This is a genomic window from Pseudomonas sp. SA195, from assembly GCF_054131565.1.
In genome coordinates, this window is the sequence record NZ_CP096392.1 from 4173076 (window position 1) to 4193020 (window position 19945).

The window sequence follows — 19945 nt, forward strand, 5'->3', positions numbered from 1 at the left end:
GGATAAGACGGCGAGCATGACGCGAGGAAGGAAACCGAACAAGCTAGCCGCACTTTACTGCGGCTTTTCGAGGCCCGTTGCCTTGACCGTCTCGAGTGCCTGCTCCGAACCCAGATAATCCAATAGCGCCTGCGCCTTCTGCGGGTGCTCGGCCCTGTTCACCACGCCACCGGCAAAACGCGTCACCGATTGCAGCGACTCGGGAATTTTGCCAATGAAATGAGCACGTGGCTCGGCCAGCAACTCGCTGACCTGCTGGAAACCCAGTGCGTAGTCGCCATCGGCCACCGCGGTCGCCACCGGCTTGTTTCGTACGCGGTGCCCTTTGCCTTGCATTTGCGCCTCGATACCAAGCCGTTTGAACAGCTCGCGTTCGATATAGTCGCCGCTCGCACTGTCCGAATAAGCCACCGAGTCGGCTTGAAGCAAGGCCGCTCGCAGTTGCGCCTCGGTGTCGATCCGAGGAACGGGCGCACCGTCCCGTACGACCGCACCGATCCGCGAATCGGCCAGTTCCACGCGGGATTCTGGTCGCACGACGCCCTGTTCGATCAGCTTGTCGAGGGCATAGCCCACCATGATCACTAAATCGGCCGGTTCGCCACGTGCGAGTCGGTTGGGAATGGATTGTTCGGACGCGCCCATCGACGGGCCGCGTACGGTGGTAATCGTGTCGCCCTCATGCGCGGCATAACGAGGCGAGAGTTGCTGGTGCGGGGCATGGAACCCACCGGAGATCATCACCCTGATCTCCTCGGCGTAGGTGAGACAAGGCAGTAGCGACAGCACGGCAGCGGCAACGAACGGCTTGGCAAAGCGGGGCATGATGAGCTCCTGTGGTTGTTGTTGTGGAGGCTCGCCCCGCGCTCGACGCGCAGGGCTGGGAAGGCACGAGGCCCGTCAGGCCTGGTCGGGCAGCGGCGTCCGCCGGGTCCGGCGACGAAGTTGCTTGGCGCCGATCCAGGCCAGCAACAGGAAGGTGATGGCCAGGCAGGTTGCACTGATGGGCCTTTCGAAAAAGGTCAGCGGGTCGCCACGCGACAACAGCATGGCGCGACGGAAGTTCTCTTCCACCATCGGCCCGAGCACGTAGCCCAGCAGGATCGGCGCGGGCTGGAAGCCGAGTCGCACGGCCAGGTAGCCGAACAAACCGATCGCCAGCACCACGCCGACATCGAAGAGGCTGTTGTGTGTGCTGTACACGCCGATGGAAATGAAGAACAGCACGCAGGGGAAGACGATGCGGTACGGCACCGAAAGCAGGCGCGTCCAGATACCGACGAGCGGGATGTTCAGTACCAGCAAGAGCAGGTTGCCGACCCAGAAGCTGGCAATCAGGCCCCAGAACACATCCGGGTGCTCACTGATGAGCTGTGGGCCGGGCTGGATGTTGTGGATCATCAATGCGCCGAGCATGAGCGCCATGGTCGCGTCGCCCGGAATACCCAGCGTCATGGTCGGAATGAAGGCCGTCTGCGCCGCCGCGTTGTTACAGGACTCCGGGCCTGCCACACCTTCGATGGCGCCCTTGCCGAAGCGTGATGGGTCGCGTGCCAGCTTCTTTTCCACCGCGTAGGAAATGAACGAGGCCACTGCCGACCCGGTGCCCGGCAGGGTGCCGAAGAACGAGCCGATCCCTGCCCCGCGCACCACTGGCAACGCCGCCTGCTTCACCTCGGCACCGGACAGACGCATCGACATTTTTCCGCCCACCGCTTCGCCCGTGCCGATTCGGTTCACGCCGCGCAGCACGTCGGCGATACCGAATAGCCCCATGGCCAGGGCAACCAGCGCGATACCGTCACTCAGATGCTCCAGACCGAGCGTAAAGCGCATCACGCCGGAATTGACGTCGGTGCCCACCAGACCGAACACCAGGCCAATCAGAACGCTGGCGATCCCCTTGAGCGGCGAGCCGCTGGAGAGCGTCGACGCCGCGATCAGGCCGAGCAACATCAGGCCGAAGTATTCGGCCGGACCGAATTCGAAGGCAACCTGCGCCAGGTAGGGCGAGAACAGCGTCATCAGCACGATGCCGAAGGATGCGCCGAGGAAAGAAGCGAGCATCGCCGTCAGCAGGGCCTGCCCTGCCCTGCCCTGCTTGGCCATGGGGTGGCCGTCGAGACAGGTCACGGCGTGCGAGGCCACACCCGGCAAGTTCAGCAGGATCGAGGTAGTCGCGCCGCCATACTGGGCGCCGTAGTAAAGGCCGGCGAGCATCATCAGTGCGCCGGTCGGGTCCAGCGTGTAGGTGATCGGCAGCAACATCGAAATCGCCGCCAGCGCCCCGATACCGGGCAGCACACCCAGCAGGTTGCCAATGAACACGCCGATGAAGCAGTACAGCAGATTGGTGGGTTGCAGCGCGACGCCGAAGCCGCCCAACAGACTCTGGAGAATGTCCATGCTCAAAACCCGCGCAGCAAGGGGAACTGGATCTGCAGCCCGTAGGCGAACACCAGTACCGCGATGACCGTCATGCACAGGGCGAGCACGGCGGCGGCTCGGGGCGAATTGTCGCGATCGCCCAGGGCCGAAATGAAGATCAGGGCGAAGGTCGCCGGGACCAGCCCGGCATAGGCGCCCAGCACGATGAAGGCAAGCATGCCGCCGATTACACAGGCCCAACCCCGATACTGCGGCGGCCCGGTGTCTTCATCTTCTTGGGTACCAGGCGTTACCAGCAGCAGCGCGCCGATGAACAGCAGCAGCGCCCCGAGCACCATCGGGAAATAGCCAGGGCCCATCCGGGCGGATGAGCCGGCGTCATAATTCAGCGAGCCAAGCAGAGTGCCCAGCCCGATCAGCAGGACCAGGCCGCTGGAGGCCAGCTGCCGCCGGTTGGAAAGCAGATTCATCGGAGCCTCGTCTGTTCGCATCGAGGGGCGCAGCGGTCGAAGACCGGCTGGCCATGGCAGCGGCCAGCCCATCACGGGCCGACCGCAGGACGGTCAATCCGCGCGGATGCCGGCCTTCTTGATGACAGCGGTCCACTTGTCTCGCTCGGCTTCCACGAACTGCTGGAATTCCTCCGGCGAGCCGGAGGCGATGACCACGCCCAGTTCATCGAGACGTTTGCGCGTCGCATCGTCCTTCAAGGCGGCCTGCAGCGCGGCGTTCTGTTGCGCGATGGTCTCGACGGGAATGCCCTTGGGACCGACCAGCCCCCACCAGACGGCGGCCGTGCTGTTGGGGTGACCCAGCGAAGTCACCGTCGGCAGGTCTGGCAGCAGGGCGTTCGGCTTGTCGTCGAGCACGGCCAGGGCGCGCAGCTTGCCCGCCTTGATGTGGCCGACAACTTCGGTGGGATTGATCGACATGAACGAAATCCGTCCGCCAATCAGGTCGGTGATCGCGGGCGAACCGCCCTTGTAAGGAATGTGCAGCGCCTCGAAGCCGCCGTCCTGCTTGAGCAACTCGCTTGCCATGTGGCCCGAGCTGCCATTGCCGGCCGAGGCGTAGGTCAGTGCTTCCGGATCCTTGCGGCCGGCTTCGATCAGCTCATCGAGAGTCTGGTAGGGCGAATCCTGCGGCACCACCACGACAAGCGGCGCGTAACCGATCTGGCCGATGGTGACGAAATCCTTCGCCGGATCGAAGCTCAGGTTCGAATATAGCGCCGCATTGCTTGCCAGCGTGTTTGAAGCGGTGAGCAGCATGGTGCCGTCCGGCTTCGCGGTGGCCACGGCGGCCGAGCCAATGTTTGTCGCCGCGCCGGGGCGATTCTCGACAATGATCGACGTACCGAGCGACTCCTCCATCTTCGGGCTGACCATGCGAGTGACGATGTCCACGCCACCGCCAGCGGCGTAGGGCACGACGATATGCACCGGCTCCGCCGCGAAGGTTGGCGCGATACTCGCTGCGGCACTCAGTAGCGCAGCCGCGAGCGAGCGAGAAAGAAAGCGAACGGTTTTCACGGTATTTGGCATTGTTATTTTTCTCCCTATACGCGGGACGGAACGTGCGCCCCGTGCTAAAAAGCATGGGCGACCCGAATTGATAGGGTCCAATACATTTTTCAGGCTCGACTTATTCGATGAGCATATAAATGGATTTCCGACAGCTTCGCTATTTCGTCGCCGTGGCCGAAGAGCTGAGCTTCAGCGCGGCCGCGAGACGTCTACACATCAGCCAGCCGCCGCTGAGCATGCAAATAAAGGCGATGGAGGACGAGCTTGGCGCGCCCCTGCTCAAGCGCACCAATCGACGGGTGGAGCTGACGCAGGCGGGGCAGCTGCTGCTCGACGAGGCACGACGCGCTCTGGCGCAGCTCGATCACGCGGGCGATGTGGTTCGGCAGGCCGTGCGCGGCGACCTGGGTGCCATCCGCATTGGCTTTACGGCGTCGGTTCCCATGTACGACGCTTTTCCGGCGATGCTCAGCCGCTACCAGACGCAACATCCTGGGGTCAGAACGCTGCTGACGCACCTGTCCACGGCGGAACAGCTACGCGCCCTGGCAGACAAGACTCTGGACGTCGGCTTTCTGCGCCCCTCCATGCTGTTCGCGCCGCCAGCGGGCATCACCGTGCATGAACTCTGGAAGGATCGACTGGTGGCGGTACTGCCGGCACACCATCCTCTGGCGCGGGACAGCCAGTCGCCGGTTGCCGTCGGGGCCCTGGCCGATGCGCCTTTCATCCTCTTCCCGCGAGGACTGGGTTGTGGCCTCTTCGAGCATGTCAGCGCGCTGGCAAGCCGCGCCGGCTTCGCCCCGCGCCTGCAACACGAGGTGCGCGAAGGCACCACCATCCTCGGCCTGGTAGCTGCCGGCATGGGCGTGTCCATCCTGCCGGACATCTACGCACGGACGGGCATCCCCGGAGTGGTCTACCGCCCCCTGGATACACAGGACGCCGCCAGCCGCCTGCTGCTGGCGCACCGCACCGGCGAGCAGACGACTTCCCCGCTGCTGGAACGTCTGCTGGGTACGGTCGTGGCCGAATAAGATCAAACGCAAAGCGTCACGAGGGCGCTTTCCTGTCTGCCGTGCGACACCTCGCTGGTCAGACCATCTCGACGAAGGCCTTTGCCGTCTCGATAGCGCCTGGCAGGGACTTGTTCAGCGCCGTGCGGTCCATGCTGTCGGCCAGCGGCCCCCTGACGGATTCAAGTGCGAGGCCGATGTCACCGTTGCTCGCCTGCAGCGCCTGCGCCAGGGCGACGCTCTGCGCGACGACATAGGGCAGCGTGCTGCCGTTGGGCGCCTGCAGCGGTCGGGCCTGGTAGGCGATGGCCTCCTGCAGCACCTTCGGCAATTGCCAGCGGCGTGCCAGCTCGGCGCCCACTTCCGGGTAGCCGAAGCCGAGCTGCAGGGTCTCGTTGGCAGCGCGACCCGGGCTGGAGGTGGCACCGCCTTCGAGGGATTCGGCCAGGTGCGGCGCGCCGGTCTGGATCAGCAGCTCGCCGATGTCGTGCAACATGCCGCAGGTAAAGGCGGTTTCGACGTCGGCTCCCACCTGCTTGGCCAGCAGCCGGCTGATGCTGGCGACAAGAAAGCTGTGGTACCAGAACGCCTTGAGATCGAAGCCGGCGTGCAGCTTGAATGCCGAGGTGAACGCTGAGGCCAGCACCAGGGTGCGCAGGGTGTTGAAGCCCAAGCGCATGGCCGCATCCTCGATGCTGGTCGACTCGCGCGCGCCGCGAAAGCGCGACGAGTTCGCCAGGCGCAGTACGCGCGCGGAAATCACCGGGTCGCAGGCAATGTTGCGAGCGACGGACTCGACGGAGGTGTTCGGGTTGTCGAATTGCTGGATCAGGTCTTGGGCGACCTTGGGTACGTTGGGAAGCTGGTGAAGATTGGCGAACAGATCGTCGAGTTGCATGGGGGCGGGCTCCTGGTGGAATGACGTCCCCAAACACATCGGGTTACATCTGCCTTTCTTCAGCGTCAGCAGACGGCCGGTCATGCGCGGAGCTGCCTTTCGTCGGAATCCCCCTCGCCTCCACTCCGTTGGGCAAAAAGGGCGCAGCCGTTCAAATCCGGGCGCGCACCTGCCGCGGGCTGATGCCGAACTGGCGCTTGAACGCCGTGGCGAAATTAGCCGCACTGTTGTAACCCGCGCGCCACGCCGCATCGGTGACGGTAGCGCCCTCACGCTCCAGCGCTTCACGTGCCGACTGCAGGCGCCTCGCTCGCTGGTATTCGAAGATGGTCATCCCTTTGAACTGCCGGAACTCGCGCTGCAGCGTCGTCGCGTTAACGCCGACCTCCCGCGCGATCTGATCGAGTGTCCAACCGTCTGCCTCGCCGCTGTCGAGCCGCTCGACAAGTTTTTGCAGCCGTCGGAATGCCTGCGGCCGCAGCCCTTGCTCAACCGTGGAGCCATCGCCGAGGCTGACCAGGGCCTCGCAAGCGATGTCCAGTGCTCGGCTTTCCAGGTACAGGCCGGCGAGCAACGCATCGTAGCGCGGTGGATTGAGCATTTGGTCCGCCAGCGACAGCAGCCGCGGCGAGGGCTTCCAGATGCGTGGCGCGAGATGACTGTCCATGAATCGGCGTAGCGCACCGTCACTGGCGCAACCGCTTTCGCCGCGGCCCTGGAACCATTCCGGTGTCAAACTCACCACCAACTTGCGGATGTGGCTGCCGCGCCGCGCCTGACGGCGAAACAGCACCGGCTCGTTCATCGACACCGCAACGCCCTCCGGCGCGCGGCGGCCAGTCGCCTGCCCGAGCGTCAGCGACAGATCGCCGTAATGAACCTGACTCTGCCCCTGCAGGAACAGCACGAACGACAGCCGCGGCCCAACGGTGTTCTCCGTAACGAAATCCTGCAGCTCCTCGCAATCGGCCCAGTGCAGCGACAAACCGTCGCGCAGATGCGCCCATTTCACCCGACCGTAAAACAATCGATCGTCGTCGTTGTTGTTAGGCAGGCGAAGCCCCGTGCGGCTTGCCGCCGGCAGTTCATCGCCACGGATGATGTGATCAGGTTGGTTCATGCAGTGCTGCGCCTCGAACGCGATGGATCGCAAAGCAAATGTTGGCTAACGCAAAGGTTTCGCCAAGCGGACGCTGGCAGACTACGCGCCGACATCTTTTGATGCAAATCATTATCATTAAGCGACAGGAACGCTTGCCAACCGCGTTCTCGCCGCTGCGCCAGGAGCCGCCCATGGACAGAATCCTCCGCACATCACGCCTAGGCCAGCACGCCCGCCCCCTGCTGCTCGTGAGCCTTCTCGCGCCCTTCCCGCTCAGCGCATTAGCGCAAGGCGTGGCGGACGCTGACGAACCCGTCCAGCTGGAAAGCATCACTGTCGAGGGCAACCGCCTCTACGACATGCCGCCCTCCGAGCAGAGCGGCGGCTACACCGTGCCGGCCGCCACCGTCGGGACCAAGACGCCCGCCGAGCTACGCGATATCCCGCAGTCGATCAGCGTCTATACCAGCGACTACATCCGCGACCGCCAATTCGTGAACCTCGACGACCTGGCCAAATACTCCACGGGCCTGCGCACCCTGACCAACGACAGCGGCCGCTCCTCCATCTACGCCCGCGGCTACGAATACGACGAGTTCAATATCGACGGCCTGCCGGCACCCATGGCCAGCATCAACGGCACCGTGCCGTCGCTGTCGCCGTTCGACCGCGTTGAGGTGATGCGTGGCCCGTCTGGGCTGTTCAACAGCACCAGCGAACTGGGCGGCATCGTCAACATGGTGCGCAAGCGCCCGACCGAGGTATTCCAAGGCAGCGTCACCGGCCGCTACGGCAGCTGGGACACGAACTACCTCGAAGCCGATCTCTCGGGCCCGCTGGACGAGCAAGGCCGTATCCGCGGCCGTACCGTTATCTCCCGTGCCGACACCAATGGCGAGGTCGACTACAACGCCAATACAAGCGAAAGCTTCTACGGCGCCCTGGACATCGACCTGACCGACGCCACGGTCATGTCCTTCGGGCTGATCCACCAGACAAAGGACATCGTTCCGCATAACGGCTACCCAACCGACGCCGAAGGCAACCTGCTTAGCTACAGCCGCTCATCCTTCTACGGCTCGGACTGGAACGACTTCAACGGCCGTACCACCGATGTCATCGCCGAGCTGACCCACCGCTTCGACAATGGCGGCTATGGCCGCGTCGCCGTTCGTGGGTCCAAGCGCGACACCGATTACCTGTACAGCTACACCAGCACCGGCGTCAGCGCGACGGGCACTTCGCGAGCCGTGGCCATCGGCCGCGAGACCGAGCAGGACACCCTGTCGATCGACGCCAGCTACAGCCAGCCGTTCGAGTTGCTCGGCCAGGTCAGCGAGTTTGTCATCGGCACCGACTACAAGCACTACGACGGCAAGTACGTCAACGGCAGCCAGGTGCTGGGCAACATCGATGTCGCCACCTACGACCCGGGCCGGTTCGCCGAACCGGACATGGCCTACAGCACCCGCGTCGACTCCGATGAAAAGGAAACCGGCCTCTACGCCAAGCTGACCTTCCGCCCAGTCGAGCGCCTGGCACTCATCGGTGGCGCGCGGCTGAGCCGCTACGAGGGCGAAAGCACCACGACCAGCCTGACCAATGGCAGCGTCAATAGCGGGCAATCCGAAGATAACGGCCGCGTTACACCGTACGGCGGCTTGGTCTACGACCTGGACGACAGGCATGCGCTGTATGCCAGCTACTCCCAGGTATTCAAGCCACAGACCGAGGTCGGCGCCGATGGCCGGGTCATCGATCCGCGCGAAGGCGAGCAGTACGAACTGGGCATCAAGGGCAGCTACTTCGGCGGCGACCTCAACGCCCGCGTGACCGCTTTTCAGATGACCGACAAGAACCGCGCCACCGACGCCGACGGCCAGTCCTCCACCATCGACTATGTTGCAGCCGGCAAAACCCGAATCCGCGGGGGCGAATTCGAGGTCAGCGGCTACCTGACTCCGCAGTGGGAACTGCTGGCCGGCTACACCTACATGAAGACCGAGACGTTGTCGGGCGACGAGAACGCGATCTTCACCCTGATGCCGCGCCACCAGGCCTCGCTGTGGACCACTTACACCCTTGATGGCGGCGCGCTGAACGGCCTGGGCATCGGTGGTGGCGTCACGGCCATGAGCGACTTCTCCGTCACCCGCAACGACATCACCCTGAGCGCGCCCGGCTACGCGGTGGTCGATGCCAAACTGTCCTACCCGATAACCGACAAGCTGACCGCAACGCTCGACGCCAACAACCTGCTCGACCGCAAGTACTATTCGCGCGTCGGCAGCGTCGGCACCTTCAACTTCTACGGCCCGTCGCGCAGCTTTACCGTCGGCGCCCGCTACGCGTTCTGATCCACCTGGCCGTCGGCCCTCGATGGGGTGCCGACGGCCCCGTCATGGAGATACCCATGCCCCAGTTCCATGCCCAGGTGCCCACGCCGCGCGCCCTGCGCAACATGACGCGGCTGTGCAAGCACTTCGCTCATAAGGCCGACGTCACCATTACCGGATCCGACGCGCACTGCAGCTTCGCCTTTGGGCAATGCGACATGCACGCCACGGAAGATCAGCTCGTGATCGACTGCCAGGCCGAGACCGACGAGGCGCAAAAGCGCCTGCGCTTCGTGCTCGCCGATCACGTCTACCGCTTCTCCGGGGAAGAGGCGCTGCAGATCGATTGGCGGGACGGGCCGCTCCCCACGCGCGCGGCGGACGCATGATGCGCTCGCTCGTGGCCCTGCTCGCCTGCGTCGGCCTCGCCGCCCACGCCACGGCCGATGACGCCTGGCAGCCGGTCCAGCTGCCGCACGCGGTGCAGCACGACATCCACTCGCAGCGCACGGACCGCGACTACCGTATCTACATCGCCGAGCCGCGCCAGGCGCCGCCACCGGGTGGCTATCCAGTGCTCTACGTGCTCGACGGCAATGCCCTGTTCCCCGGCCTGGCAATCCAGGCCCAAGCCTTGGAAGACCGCCCCGACCCGAACCTGCGCGACTCCGTGCTGGTGGTCGGCATCGGCTACCCGGGCGAAGCGCTTTATCAATTCAAGGCGCGCGCCGAGGACTACACCCCCGACGCGGAGGACCGTCAACGCCTGCCCGGCCGTGAGCCGCCGCCGGCGGGTGGCGCCGAGGACTTCCTCGCTTTCATCCAAACCGAGCTCAAGCCGCTGATCTCCGGGCGCTACCCGGTCAACGCACAGGCGCAGACGTTGTTCGGTCACTCCTACGGCGGCCTGTTCACGCTCTATACGCTGCTCAACCAGCCACAGACCTTTCAGGGTTACGTCGCGGCCAGCCCGTCGATCTGGTGGTACAAGGGCTACATCGACCGTACGCTGGCCGGCTTCGAACGCCACGCCGCCGAGCGGCGCCTCGCCGCACGCTTGCTGGTCACGGCCGGCAGTGCGGAAGAGCCGCCCGTGGACGACCCACTGACCGACCCACGCCAGCAGCACATGGCCGAGCGGCGGATGATCGGACACGCGCGTGACCTGACCGAGCGCCTGAGCACGGTGCCGGGCCTGGACGTCCGCTTCGTGCTCAACCCCGATGCCAACCACGGCACCAATAGCTTCCATAGCGCCATCGAAGCGCTGGAGTTGGCCACGGTCGTCGGCCGCATGGCACGCCCGGTAGAAGACGACTGACAGCGGCGGATGAGAACCGGCCGGTCAGGCATTCGTGGCATCGCCGCAGCGGGCGCCAGTGGTAGAGTCGTCGCGGCCCTTAATTTGCTGGAGATACCATGCGCACGCTTCAAGCCCTCATGTTCGCCCTCCCCCTGGCTTTCAGCTCGTTGGGTTTCGCCGCCGATTCGCCCGCCGGGCGCTGGCAGACCATCGATGACGAAACGGGCAAGCCCAAGTCGATCGTCGAAATCCAGCAGGCTGACGATGGCACCCTGAGCGGCAAGGTCGCGCAAATTCTGCAGTCGGACCATGGCCCGAATCCGCTGTGCACCGAATGCGAAGGCGAGCGCAAGAACCAGCCCATCACCGGCATGACCATCCTCTGGGACCTGAAGCCGGATGGCGAGCAAACCTGGAACGACGGCACCATCCTCGACCCCTCGAAGGGCAAAACGTACCGCGCGAAGGCCAAGCTGCTCGAGGGTGGTAACAAGCTGGAGGTACGTGGCTACATTGGCATCGAGGCGTTGGGCCGCACCCAGACCTGGATTCGCCAGTAATCACCGGCCCGCTGCACAGTCGCGAGCGCATGCAGCGAAACGCCGACTGCACGGCCGTGTAGCACCGGGGTCGAAGCGCTATGGCCTCGACCCTTTTCTTCCGATCCTCCACGCTGCGCCACCTGCTGCCGCTGGCACTCGTCTTGTTTTCCGGCTCGCTGGCGGCTGCCGAGGCGCACCTGCAGGCGGTGGTCGACCAGGCTGAACGGCTGGCGCCGCTACAGACGCTGATCATCGCCCGCCGCGGCGAAACGGTGCTCGAGCGCGGCTTTCATGGCCATCGCGTCACCGCGCCGACCAACATCAAGTCCGCTTCGAAATCGGTGATCTCGGCCTTGGTCGGCATCGCCATCGACAAGGGCGTCATCCAGAGCGTCGATCAGCCGATCGCCGAGCTGCTGGAAGCCGAACTGCCCAGCAACCCGGACCCACGCCTGCGAGCGGTCACCGTCGGCCACCTGCTCAGCATGCAAGCCGGGCTCGGTTCCACCTCCGGGCGCCACTACGGCGCTTGGGTGGCGAGCCGCAACTGGGTTCGCGCGGCGCTGGCTCGGCCGTTCGAAGGCGATCCCGGCGGACCGATGATCTACTCCACCGGTTCCAGCCACCTGCTTTCGGCGATCCTCACGCGGAAAGCCGGGCGCTCGACGCTCCAATTGGCGCGGCAATGGCTGGCGCCGCTCGACGGCTTCGCCATCAGCGCCTGGACACGCGACCCGCAAGGCATCTACCTCGGCGGCAACGAAATGGCGATGACGCCGCGCTCGCTGCTGGCCTTCGGCGAGCTTTACCGGCGTGGCGGGCTCAACGCTGCCGGGGAGCGGCTGCTCACCGAAGCGTGGATCGAAACCTCCTGGACGCCCCGCACCCGCTCACGCTACACGGGCCACGGCTATGGCTACGGCTGGTTCATTACCGAGTTGAGCGGCCAGCCCGTGCGCTACGGCTGGGGCTATGGCGGCCAAATGGTCTATGTCGTGCCCGGGCTGGACATGACGGTGGTGATGACCTCCGACACCCGTCAACCGTCAGGCGGCGCCATGGGCCATCGCGACGCCCTGCATCGGCTGCTCGGGCAGATCATCGAGGCGGTAGAGCGTTATTGACTGGCCAGCCGCACCAGCGCCGCGCGATCCAGGCAGCGGTAGCGGAACGAGGGGCGGCCGATCTGGCCGTAATGAAAGGATTCCTCCAGCACCCGCGCATCGCTCAGATGCTTCAGGTACTTGCGCACCGAGACCCGCGACATGCCAGTTGCATGCAGCAGCGTCTCGCTGGTGAAGCCGTCTTCGTCAAGCGCCAGGATCGCCTGCGCGACCTGCGCCAGTGAGGCCGGCGTAAGGCCTTTGGGCAGGTCGCCGGGGCGGCGGGTTTCGTCGAGCGGAGCCTGGCCGAAGACGCGATCGATGTCGCTCTGAGCAAGCTGGTCCGGCATCCGAGACAAGCCTTCGCGAGCGCGGCGGCAGGCTTCGATGGCATCTCGGAAACGCTCGAAGCTGAAGGGTTTGACAAGGTAATCACGCGCCCCGAGCCGCTGCGCGGCGCGCACCGTGTCGATTTCGGAAGCCGCGGTGATCAGCACGGCGTCGGTGTTGCGGTCCTCGGCACGCAACTGGCGCAGCACCTCAAGCCCCGAACGGTTGCGCAGGTAGATGTCGAGCAATACCAGGTCCACGGACGCCTGCGCCAGATACTCGAGCGCCGACGCCACGTTGTCGCACTGGCCGACCAGTTCGACACCCTCGAGGCGCGACAGGTAATCGACGTTCAGGCGCATGACCATCGGGTCGTCTTCGACGATCAGCACGCGCATGGCTGCTTTCATGATTGGATGGCTCCCGCGGCGCTCCGGTAGGGCAATTCGACCTCGAACAGGCTGCCACGTCCGGCCTCGGAATACACCGCCAGGCTGCCGCCCCAGGCCTCGACCTGCTCCTGCACGGCGGCCAGGCCAATGCCCCGCTGAGCACCCTTGGTGGACACGCCGCGCTCGAAGATCTGCTCACGCACTGCTGCTTCGATCCCGGCGCCGCTGTCCTGCACATGCAGCGAGAGCAGCGCCTCGTCGTGGTCCAGCGTCAGGCTGACGCGGCGCTCGTCGCGCTCGGCCACAGCTTCGAAAGCATTCTCCAGCAGGTTGCCGAGCACGGTCACCAGGCCATGCACCTGATCGGGCGCGGCAGCCGGCACCGGGTGTTCGACAACCACTTGAAACAGGATGCCGCGCTCACGCGCTTCGCTCTGTTTGCCCAACAGGAAACCCGCCAGGACCGGCTCGCCGATGCCCTCAACCAACGCGGTGGCCGGGGCCAACTGATGGTCAGCGAGATCCCGCAGATAAAGGCGCAGCGCATCGAGGTCGCCCATCTGGGCAAGGCCCAGCAATACGTGCAGCTTGTTCTTGAACTCGTGGGTTGCGGCACGCAGGGCCTCGGCGTAGCGGCTCACGCCGGTCAGCTGCTCGGCCAGGGCATTGACCTCGCTCTTGTCGCGAAAAGTGGCAATGGCACCGATGACCCGCCCTTCGTGGCGGATTGGTGCACGGTTGGCGAGGATGGCGAGGCCGTTGAGGCTGAATTCCCGGTCGCGCTGCTCGGTAGCGCTGCTAAGCACTTCAGGCAAGCCGCTGTTTGGCAGGTATTCAGCGATGGGCCGCCCCAGCGGCGGCGTGCCCAGGCCGGTGCTCGCGAGCAGGCGTTCGGCAGCGGGATTGGCCAGCGTGATACGCGCCTGGTCATCCACGGCCAGCACCCCTTCGCGTACCGAGGCCAGCATCGCCTGGCGCTCTTCGACCAGCCGGGTGATCTCGTAGGGCTCGAGCCCCAGCAGCACACGCTTGATGTAGCGCGCCAGCAGGTGCGCGGCGAAGGCCGCAAATATCATCAGCGCGAGCACACCAAGGACCACATCGCGGCGATGCTCGGCGAGCAACTCGCCCAGCGAGGCCAGGGTCACGCCGACCGAGACCGCGCCGACTACTACGCCCTGCTGATCGAACACCGGGGCGAAACCGCGGATGCTCGTGCCCAGGCTGCCGGCCGCGCGCGACGCGTAGGTCTCGCCGGCCAGTGCTGGGCCCTCATCATCGCCCCGGAACGCCCGCCCGATGCGCGCAGGGTCGGGATGGGTAAGACGCTTGGAATCCAGGTCCATGACCACGATGAAGTCGACCCCGAGGCGCTGGCGCAAAGGGTCGATCGCCTGCTGCAACCGTGCACCGGTAGACGGCTCGGTCAGGGCGCGCTGCACGTCGGCGCGCAGGGCCACCGTCTGCGCAAGGTTGGTCACGCGCAAGGTCTGGCCTTCTTCGAGCGTGGCGCGCAGCTGGACGTTGAACAGCCAGAGCGCAAGCGCGAGCGCCAGCACCACCATGACGGCGACCAGCAGCGAGATCAGGGTGTTGAGGCGCAAGCGCAAGGCTGTTCTCCAGAAACAGGGGACGCGCGGCTGGCCGCCGCAATGGCCGGATCGAGCCAGCGCGGCCGCGCCGGGTCAAGCGCCCACCCGCTTTTTTTAGTTTCGTAACGCTTTTTAAACTTCGCCAAACATTGGCCGCGAAGCGTCTGTGCTTAAGCTCGCCCGGCACCCGGCCCCGCCTCGTTCACGACGCGCACCGCCGGGCACAGCGCCCGAAACAGGGCTATTCCGCGAAACAATACCCGTACGTGCGCCCCCGGGGCGCCACGTTCGAAGGAGTACAACAATGAGCCGGACCACGCTGAGCGCTGCCCTGCCTGACGGCAGCACGCACCCTTCGCTGCTTTCCCAGCGCATCTTCAACCTGCCGCTGCCGCTATTCGCCATTGCGCTGATCGTGATGGCGGGCGCCATCGCTACCGACACCCTGCCGACCGGCATGATCGGTGCGCTGATGGTCATGATGCTGCTCGGCGAGCTACTCGGGTTCGCAGGTGACCGCCTGCCCATCGTCAAAACCTACCTTGGCGGCGGTGCGATCCTGGCGCTGTTCGGCGCCGCGGCGATGGTCTATTTCGGCTGGTTGCCCACGGCCGTTGCGGACGACGTGGCGACCTTCATGAAAGGCGGTGGCTTCCTCGATTTCTACATCGCCGCGCTGATCACCGGCAGCATCCTCGGCATGGACGCCAAGGTGCTGGTCAAGGTCGGCTCGCGCTACGCGTTGCCGCTGCTGTGTTCCGTGCTGTTCGCCGCGCTCTTTGCAATGGCAGTCGGCGCCTTGCTCGGCTTCTCGGCGCAGGATGCGGTGGTCGTCATCGCCATGCCCATCATGGGCGGCGGCATGGGCGCCGGTGCGGTGCCGATGAGCCAGATCTACGAACAATTGCTCGGCCAGCCGGCCAGCTACTACATCTCCATCCTGGTGCCGGCGCTGGCGCTGGGCAACGTCTTCGCCATCATCATTGCCGGGCTGCTCAACGGGCTGGGTAACCGCTACCCGTCGCTGACTGGCAACGGCCAAATGATGCCGGGCGTGGACGTCGCCGAGAAGGAAGGCCCTGTCACCCTGCCAGCGCTGGGCATCGGCCTGGTCGCAGCGCTGAGCTTCTTCGTTGCAGGTCAGATCCTCGGTGAGGTCGTGCCGCTGCATCCCTACGCGCTGATGATCGTGCTGGTGGCGGTACTCAAGGTGACTAACCTGGTGCCGGAGTCGATCAATGATGCGGCCTCACAGTGGTTCCGCTTCGTCGCCCGCAACTGGACCTTCGCCTTGCTGTTCGGCATCGGCGTGGCCTTCACCGACCTAGGCCAGGTGATCGACGCCATCTCGCTGACCTACGTCCTGATCGTCTTCGCGGTGGTTGCCGGGGCGGCTTTCGGTGCGGGGTTGGTGGGTAAGCTGGTGGGCTTCTACCCGATCGAATCGGCGATCACTGCAGGCCTGTGCATGGCCAACATGGGCGGCACGGGCGATGTCGCCGTGCTCTCCGCCGCGCGCCGCATGTCGTTGATGCCCTTCGCACAGATCTCCTCGCGCCTGGGTGGCGCGCTGATCCTGCTGATCTCCAGCGTGGTGGTACCGGTGTTCTTTACCTGAGCCCTGCGTATCTGAACGCAAAAGCCCCGGCCTATGCAGCCGGGGCTTTTCTGTTTCTGCCTCGCGATCCCGTCAGAAGCGGTACTTGGCAGACGCCGTCACGCTGCGCGGAGCGCCATAGGTCAGCGCGCCATAAGCTTCGAACATGTCGAAGTATTTCTTGTCCGTCAGGTTGTCGACGTTCAGCTGCGCGCTGAGGTTCTCGGTGACCTCGTAGCGCGCCATCAGGTTGACCAGCGCATAGGCCTCCTGCTCGACTTTTTCGCGGTTACCGGCCGGATTCGTGGCGTAGGTGTAGATGCTGTCCTGCCAGTTCACCCCGCCGCCAACGGTGAGCTTGTTGAACGCGCCCGGCAGACGATAAGTGGTGAAGGTGCGAAGCAGCTTGGTCGGGTAGCGCGTGCTGCGGGCGTTGCCGTCCGGGTCTTCGACCTCGAACTGGGTATACCCAGCCATGAGGTTCCAGCCTGGGGCCAGCTCACCGGACACCTCCAGCTCGAAGCCTTCGCTGGTCACGTCGATGGCCTCGTAGGCAAATTCACCCGCTATCCCGCCGGGAACCTGTACACCTGTGCTCTCGCCAAGGCCGTCCTGCTTGATCTTGAAGATCGCGGCGGAGGCATTTAGCCGGCCTTCGAAAAATTCAGCCTTGAGGCCCGTTTCGTAGCTTTCACCAATGATCGATGCCAGCTGCTGCCCGGTAATGTCCCTGCGGGCCTGGGGCTGGAAGATGTCGGTATAGCTGGCATAGGCCGACAGGTTTTCGGTGAGGTCGTAGACGATACCGGCGTACGGCGTCAGTTCGTGCTCATCGATTCGCGATGGCGTGTTGAACGGCGTGTCGTCGCTGGTCTTCTCGTAGCGGTTGTCTCGCGCACCGAGGATGACCTTGAGTTCATCCGTCACACTCAGGCGGGTCACTGCGTACAGGCCTTTCTGCGTCAGGTCGCCGTAGCTGTAAGGCGTCAACGCCCCCCAGACCGGAGCCGGGAAATCGCCGTCGTACGCATCGAAATTGGCAACGCCGCCAGAACCGCCCTGCGCTAGGCGTCTGTCGGCCTCGAAGTCCTGCTGGCTATAGATGTAACCAAAGGCGACCTCATGTTCGCGCCCGAACAGCATCACCGGCCCGCCGAGGCGAATGCTGTAGTCGTCCTGCACGGTCTTGGTCTTGTAAGAGCCGGGGAAGGAGCTCATCGCCGAGCTGCCGTCACGCCCCGGGTTGCCGGAAAGGTAGAGCAAGTAGGAGTCCGAGGTGCGCTCGCCGCGGTTGTAGCTGAGGTTCAGCTCCCAGCTGTTGGCGAAGCGGTGATCAAGATTGACGAAGTAGGTTTCGTAACTGCTGTCCCACTTGCTCCACTCGGCAGAGGTGGTTTTCGAGCGGCTCCAGTCTGTGCGGCTGCCGTCGGCGTACCAGATCGGCAGGCCACCCCACATCGGCGAGTCGGAGTCGTTCTCCTGGCGGCTCAAGCCGAACCAGAGTGTGGTGTCGGGTGTGAGGTCGATGTCCATGGTGCCGTAGAAGGTTTCGCGCTGCCCTGACTTCATGTCGATCCAGCTGTCGCCTTCGTTGTACTCGCCCACCAGCCGCGCCCGAACCGTGCCCGCCTCGTTGACCGCGAACGACAGGTCGCCTTCGGTGCCGTACGTATCCCAACTACCGCCGCTGACTTCTACCGAGCCGGTCAACGCTCGGCTGCTGGCACGCTTGCGAACCAGGTTGAGCGAGGCCGAGGGGTCACCGGCGCCGGCCATCAAGCCATTGGCGCCGCGCACCACTTCGACGCGGTCGTACATCGCCAGGCTGCTGAAGATTTCCCCCGAACTCCAAGGCTGCTCCCAGATCGTCGGTACGCCATCGATCATCAGCGCATTGATCGCAAAGCCGCGGGCATTCAACTGCGCTCGGTCGGTTTCGTAACGGGTTACGGACACACCGGTGGTGTTGTCGACCACATCCAGGATGGTTTGCATGTCCTGGTCTTCCATGCGCTGCTGAGTGATCACGCTGACCGACTGCGGCGTCTCGCGCAGCGACATGCTCAGCGGCGTGGAGGTACGCGCAGCGCCGGTGGTGTAGGACCCGGTGCCTTCGGTCACGTCGGTGACGGCCTCGCCGGTTACCGTAACCGCTTCAAGCGTGGTCGCTTCGGCAGCATCCGTCGCAACGGCATCTTGCGCATAGGCAGGCAGACCCGTCGCGAGCGCGCCCGCAGAAAGCAGGTGAATGACCAGCACCAAAGGGCGCAGCGTAAATGTAGAGCGAACAGCCGAAGCATCCGGCTGGCGGGGCGAGAAGAACATCTGTCTTGGCTTCCTTATAACGATGAACGTTTCTGAGAATCGTTCGTATTATAAGGAGCCAGCCAGCAGAACAGAAAGCCGTTATTGAGAATAAGTTTCGATAACACTTACCAGTGTATCGCCGCCAGCCAGATCCATCGCTCACCCAGCGATTGAGATCTGGCGGACGGACCTATCCTTCCTACTGCATCAGTTGTTGGCCCGCTGCTTGGTCGAATCCAGCTCGGCTTTCTTGCCGGTGGTGACTTCTGTGATCTTCGCGGACTTCTCGATGGCGAAGTCGAACACGTCCTGCATCTTGGCGATGGCTTCGGTCGAGGTCCCGTTCAGGCCACCCTTGGCGGCCCAGTCGAAGTTCCAGACGCCAGAGAGGCTGTCAGCACCGGGGACATCATGAGTCTCGATGGCGGTGAACACATCGGGGTGGCGCTGCAGGTACTGCGCCGCGGCGGACACTTCTGCCGGAACCTGGCCCGACTCGTTCGCAGCCAGCTTCGCCAGCTCGTCGCCAGTGATGGCCGACTTGCCTTCCTGGCGCAGATAGTCGGCGATGACCTTGCTCGACTGGGCGATGTTCAGCTTGGTGTCGAACGCTGAGCTGGAGGTGTCTTGTGGCGGCATGTTGCCGTTCGTGGGGGTGACGGTCGTAGACATCGGCTCTGCTTCCTCTGAAGGTTTAGGCACACCGTGGTTTGAAGTACTACACGAAACGGACCCTAGCACGCGGCCGTTGGCCAGCATGGCGCGCCGCCACAGCAATTCGCAAAGCAGCTCAGATTTCACAAGGATTCACAGAGTCGGCCCCTTCGCGAACGAAGCGACGAAGCGCCGTTAACCCCGTCACAATCACCGCTGCAGAGGGGCAGGCGCGCTTCTACCGAGTCGGCCGCTGCTTCATAGTCGTGGCCCACGCCAACTGCTCCATCAAAGGATTGATGCCATGGAAAACATCTACCAGGCGCCCAGCGCCGAACTCGTCGACGCACCCGTATCCGAGGCCTTCTTCGTCACCTCGACGCGCAAGATGCTCGTCCTGCACCTGTCGACCTTCGGGCTCTATACCCTGTTCTGGTTCTACTGCCACTGGAAGGCGCAGCGCGATGCGACGGGCGAAAACCTGTGGCCCTGGGCTCGCGCGTTCTTCCAGATTTTCTTCACCCACTCACTCGGCCGCGCGATCGCCGACCGGCTGACCCGGGACGGACACGAGCGCTGGGATTACAGCGCGGTCGCGACCATCTATGTGGTCGCTGCGGTCGCCGCGCATGTTCTGGGTCGGCTCACCAACGGCTCGGTTGCCCTGGACCTGTTGACCATAGCCATCGGCCTGCTCAACGTCTTCCCGCTGATCGCCATGCAGCGTAAAGCCAACCTCGCCTGCGGCGATGAGCACGGGCAGAGCAATGCGCGCTTTACGCTCGCCAATCTGGCCTGGATGCTTCTCGGCCTCGTCTGGTGGGCGCTCGCGATGTTCGGCTTTTTCATGCAATGAGGC

At 64.5% G+C, this 19945-nt stretch carries 18 protein-coding genes; 8 read left to right on the top strand and 10 right to left on the bottom strand.

What is annotated here, in order from left to right:
• Nucleotides 1–54: 54 nt before the first annotated feature.
• From M1D78_RS19575 to M1D78_RS19590, 4 genes are all read right to left on the bottom strand, one after another.
• Entirely contained in the window at nucleotides 55–825 is a 771-nt protein-coding gene (locus tag M1D78_RS19575) for a substrate-binding domain-containing protein (protein ID WP_437421615.1), read from the bottom strand.
• A 75-nt stretch (nucleotides 826–900) separates the two neighbouring features.
• The gene (locus M1D78_RS19580; RefSeq protein ID WP_437421616.1) at nucleotides 901–2406 is read right to left on the bottom strand and encodes a tripartite tricarboxylate transporter permease; all 1506 of its coding nucleotides are present in this window, start codon (nucleotides 2404–2406) and stop codon (nucleotides 901–903) included.
• Nucleotides 2407–2408: 2 nt separating this feature from the next.
• Nucleotides 2409–2858, bottom strand: a complete 450-nt coding sequence (locus tag M1D78_RS19585; RefSeq protein ID WP_437421617.1) for a tripartite tricarboxylate transporter TctB family protein — start codon at nucleotides 2856–2858, stop codon at nucleotides 2409–2411.
• Between the two features lie 93 nt (nucleotides 2859–2951).
• The gene (locus tag M1D78_RS19590; RefSeq protein ID WP_437421618.1) at nucleotides 2952–3932 is read right to left on the bottom strand and encodes a Bug family tripartite tricarboxylate transporter substrate binding protein; all 981 of its coding nucleotides are present in this window, start codon (nucleotides 3930–3932) and stop codon (nucleotides 2952–2954) included.
• Nucleotides 3933–4051: 119 nt separating this feature from the next.
• Between M1D78_RS19590 and M1D78_RS19595 the strand changes: the two genes are divergently transcribed.
• Entirely contained in the window at nucleotides 4052–4951 is a 900-nt protein-coding gene (locus M1D78_RS19595) for a LysR substrate-binding domain-containing protein (protein ID WP_437421619.1), read from the top strand.
• A gap of 58 nt (nucleotides 4952–5009) precedes the next feature.
• Here the strand turns inward: M1D78_RS19595 and M1D78_RS19600 are convergent, their stop codons facing one another.
• Both M1D78_RS19600 and M1D78_RS19605 read right to left on the bottom strand, forming a co-directional pair.
• Nucleotides 5010–5828 (bottom strand): HDOD domain-containing protein, encoded by an 819-nt coding sequence (locus M1D78_RS19600; RefSeq protein ID WP_437421620.1) that lies wholly within the window; start codon nucleotides 5826–5828, stop codon nucleotides 5010–5012.
• 151 nt (nucleotides 5829–5979) lie between these two features.
• The gene (locus M1D78_RS19605; RefSeq protein ID WP_437421621.1) at nucleotides 5980–6948 is read right to left on the bottom strand and encodes a helix-turn-helix transcriptional regulator; all 969 of its coding nucleotides are present in this window, start codon (nucleotides 6946–6948) and stop codon (nucleotides 5980–5982) included.
• 173 nt (nucleotides 6949–7121) lie between these two features.
• Here M1D78_RS19605 and M1D78_RS19610 point away from each other — a divergent pair, with 173 nt between their 5' ends.
• The 5 genes from M1D78_RS19610 to M1D78_RS19630 all read left to right on the top strand — a co-directional run bounded on the left by M1D78_RS19610 (nucleotide 7122) and on the right by M1D78_RS19630 (nucleotide 12235).
• Nucleotides 7122–9287, top strand: a complete 2166-nt coding sequence (locus tag M1D78_RS19610; protein WP_437421622.1) for a TonB-dependent siderophore receptor — start codon at nucleotides 7122–7124, stop codon at nucleotides 9285–9287.
• Between the two features lie 56 nt (nucleotides 9288–9343).
• Nucleotides 9344–9655 (top strand): DUF2218 domain-containing protein, encoded by a 312-nt coding sequence (locus M1D78_RS19615; RefSeq protein WP_437421623.1) that lies wholly within the window; start codon nucleotides 9344–9346, stop codon nucleotides 9653–9655.
• Nucleotides 9652–10587: an alpha/beta hydrolase gene (locus M1D78_RS19620; RefSeq protein ID WP_437421624.1), complete on the top strand. Its 936-nt coding sequence runs from the start codon at nucleotides 9652–9654 to the stop codon at nucleotides 10585–10587. The genes M1D78_RS19615 and M1D78_RS19620 overlap by 4 nt, the downstream gene beginning before the upstream one ends.
• Nucleotides 10588–10685: 98 nt before the next feature.
• Complete coding sequence (locus tag M1D78_RS19625; RefSeq protein ID WP_437421625.1) at nucleotides 10686–11129, top strand: DUF2147 domain-containing protein; 444 nt, start codon at nucleotides 10686–10688, stop codon at nucleotides 11127–11129.
• 80 nt (nucleotides 11130–11209) lie between these two features.
• Nucleotides 11210–12235: a serine hydrolase domain-containing protein gene (locus M1D78_RS19630; protein WP_437421626.1), complete on the top strand. Its 1026-nt coding sequence runs from the start codon at nucleotides 11210–11212 to the stop codon at nucleotides 12233–12235.
• Here M1D78_RS19630 and M1D78_RS19635 read toward each other — a convergent pair.
• Both M1D78_RS19635 and dcuS read right to left on the bottom strand, forming a co-directional pair.
• A complete protein-coding gene (locus M1D78_RS19635) occupies nucleotides 12229–12954 on the bottom strand; it encodes a response regulator (protein ID WP_437421627.1) in 726 nt (241 codons plus the stop codon). The genes M1D78_RS19630 and M1D78_RS19635 overlap by 7 nt on opposite strands.
• Nucleotides 12951–14546 carry a DcuS/MalK family sensor histidine kinase gene (gene dcuS / locus M1D78_RS19640; RefSeq protein ID WP_437421628.1) on the bottom strand — a complete coding sequence of 532 codons (1596 nt, stop codon included), beginning with the start codon at nucleotides 14544–14546 and terminating at the stop codon, nucleotides 12951–12953. Before dcuS ends, M1D78_RS19635 begins: the two co-directional genes overlap by 4 nt.
• A gap of 286 nt (nucleotides 14547–14832) precedes the next feature.
• On the opposite strand from dcuS, the gene M1D78_RS19645 reads away from it, so the two are divergent.
• A complete protein-coding gene (locus tag M1D78_RS19645; RefSeq protein WP_437421629.1) occupies nucleotides 14833–16146 on the top strand; it encodes a 2-hydroxycarboxylate transporter family protein in 1314 nt (437 codons plus the stop codon).
• Nucleotides 16147–16218: 72 nt separating this feature from the next.
• Here M1D78_RS19645 and M1D78_RS19650 read toward each other — a convergent pair whose 3' ends face one another.
• Nucleotides 16219–18450 carry a TonB-dependent siderophore receptor gene (locus M1D78_RS19650; RefSeq protein ID WP_437421630.1) on the bottom strand — a complete coding sequence of 744 codons (2232 nt, stop codon included), beginning with the start codon at nucleotides 18448–18450 and terminating at the stop codon, nucleotides 16219–16221.
• Between the two features lie 189 nt (nucleotides 18451–18639).
• A complete protein-coding gene (locus M1D78_RS19655) occupies nucleotides 18640–19104 on the bottom strand; it encodes a hypothetical protein (RefSeq protein ID WP_437421631.1) in 465 nt (154 codons plus the stop codon).
• Between the two features lie 286 nt (nucleotides 19105–19390).
• Here M1D78_RS19655 and M1D78_RS19660 point away from each other — a divergent pair, with 286 nt between their 5' ends.
• A complete protein-coding gene (locus M1D78_RS19660; RefSeq protein ID WP_437421632.1) occupies nucleotides 19391–19942 on the top strand; it encodes an MFS transporter permease in 552 nt (183 codons plus the stop codon).
• Nucleotides 19943–19945: the final 3 nt, after the last annotated feature.

Coding starts and splice junctions, on each gene's coding strand:
- M1D78_RS19575 (WP_437421615.1), bottom strand. CDS start 825: ATGCCCCGCTTTGCCAAGCCGTTCGTTGCCGCTGCCGTGCTGTCGCTA.
- M1D78_RS19580 (WP_437421616.1), bottom strand. CDS start 2,406: ATGGACATTCTCCAGAGTCTGTTGGGCGGCTTCGGCGTCGCGCTGCAA.
- M1D78_RS19585 (WP_437421617.1), bottom strand. CDS start 2,858: ATGAATCTGCTTTCCAACCGGCGGCAGCTGGCCTCCAGCGGCCTGGTC.
- M1D78_RS19590 (WP_437421618.1), bottom strand. CDS start 3,932: ATGCCAAATACCGTGAAAACCGTTCGCTTTCTTTCTCGCTCGCTCGCG.
- M1D78_RS19595 (WP_437421619.1), top strand. CDS start 4,052: ATGGATTTCCGACAGCTTCGCTATTTCGTCGCCGTGGCCGAAGAGCTG.
- M1D78_RS19600 (WP_437421620.1), bottom strand. CDS start 5,828: ATGCAACTCGACGATCTGTTCGCCAATCTTCACCAGCTTCCCAACGTA.
- M1D78_RS19605 (WP_437421621.1), bottom strand. CDS start 6,948: ATGAACCAACCTGATCACATCATCCGTGGCGATGAACTGCCGGCGGCA.
- M1D78_RS19610 (WP_437421622.1), top strand. CDS start 7,122: ATGGACAGAATCCTCCGCACATCACGCCTAGGCCAGCACGCCCGCCCC.
- M1D78_RS19615 (WP_437421623.1), top strand. CDS start 9,344: ATGCCCCAGTTCCATGCCCAGGTGCCCACGCCGCGCGCCCTGCGCAAC.
- M1D78_RS19620 (WP_437421624.1), top strand. CDS start 9,652: ATGATGCGCTCGCTCGTGGCCCTGCTCGCCTGCGTCGGCCTCGCCGCC.
- M1D78_RS19625 (WP_437421625.1), top strand. CDS start 10,686: ATGCGCACGCTTCAAGCCCTCATGTTCGCCCTCCCCCTGGCTTTCAGC.
- M1D78_RS19630 (WP_437421626.1), top strand. CDS start 11,210: ATGGCCTCGACCCTTTTCTTCCGATCCTCCACGCTGCGCCACCTGCTG.
- M1D78_RS19635 (WP_437421627.1), bottom strand. CDS start 12,954: ATGAAAGCAGCCATGCGCGTGCTGATCGTCGAAGACGACCCGATGGTC.
- M1D78_RS19645 (WP_437421629.1), top strand. CDS start 14,833: ATGAGCCGGACCACGCTGAGCGCTGCCCTGCCTGACGGCAGCACGCAC.
- M1D78_RS19650 (WP_437421630.1), bottom strand. CDS start 18,450: ATGTTCTTCTCGCCCCGCCAGCCGGATGCTTCGGCTGTTCGCTCTACA.
- M1D78_RS19655 (WP_437421631.1), bottom strand. CDS start 19,104: ATGTCTACGACCGTCACCCCCACGAACGGCAACATGCCGCCACAAGAC.
- M1D78_RS19660 (WP_437421632.1), top strand. CDS start 19,391: ATGGAAAACATCTACCAGGCGCCCAGCGCCGAACTCGTCGACGCACCC.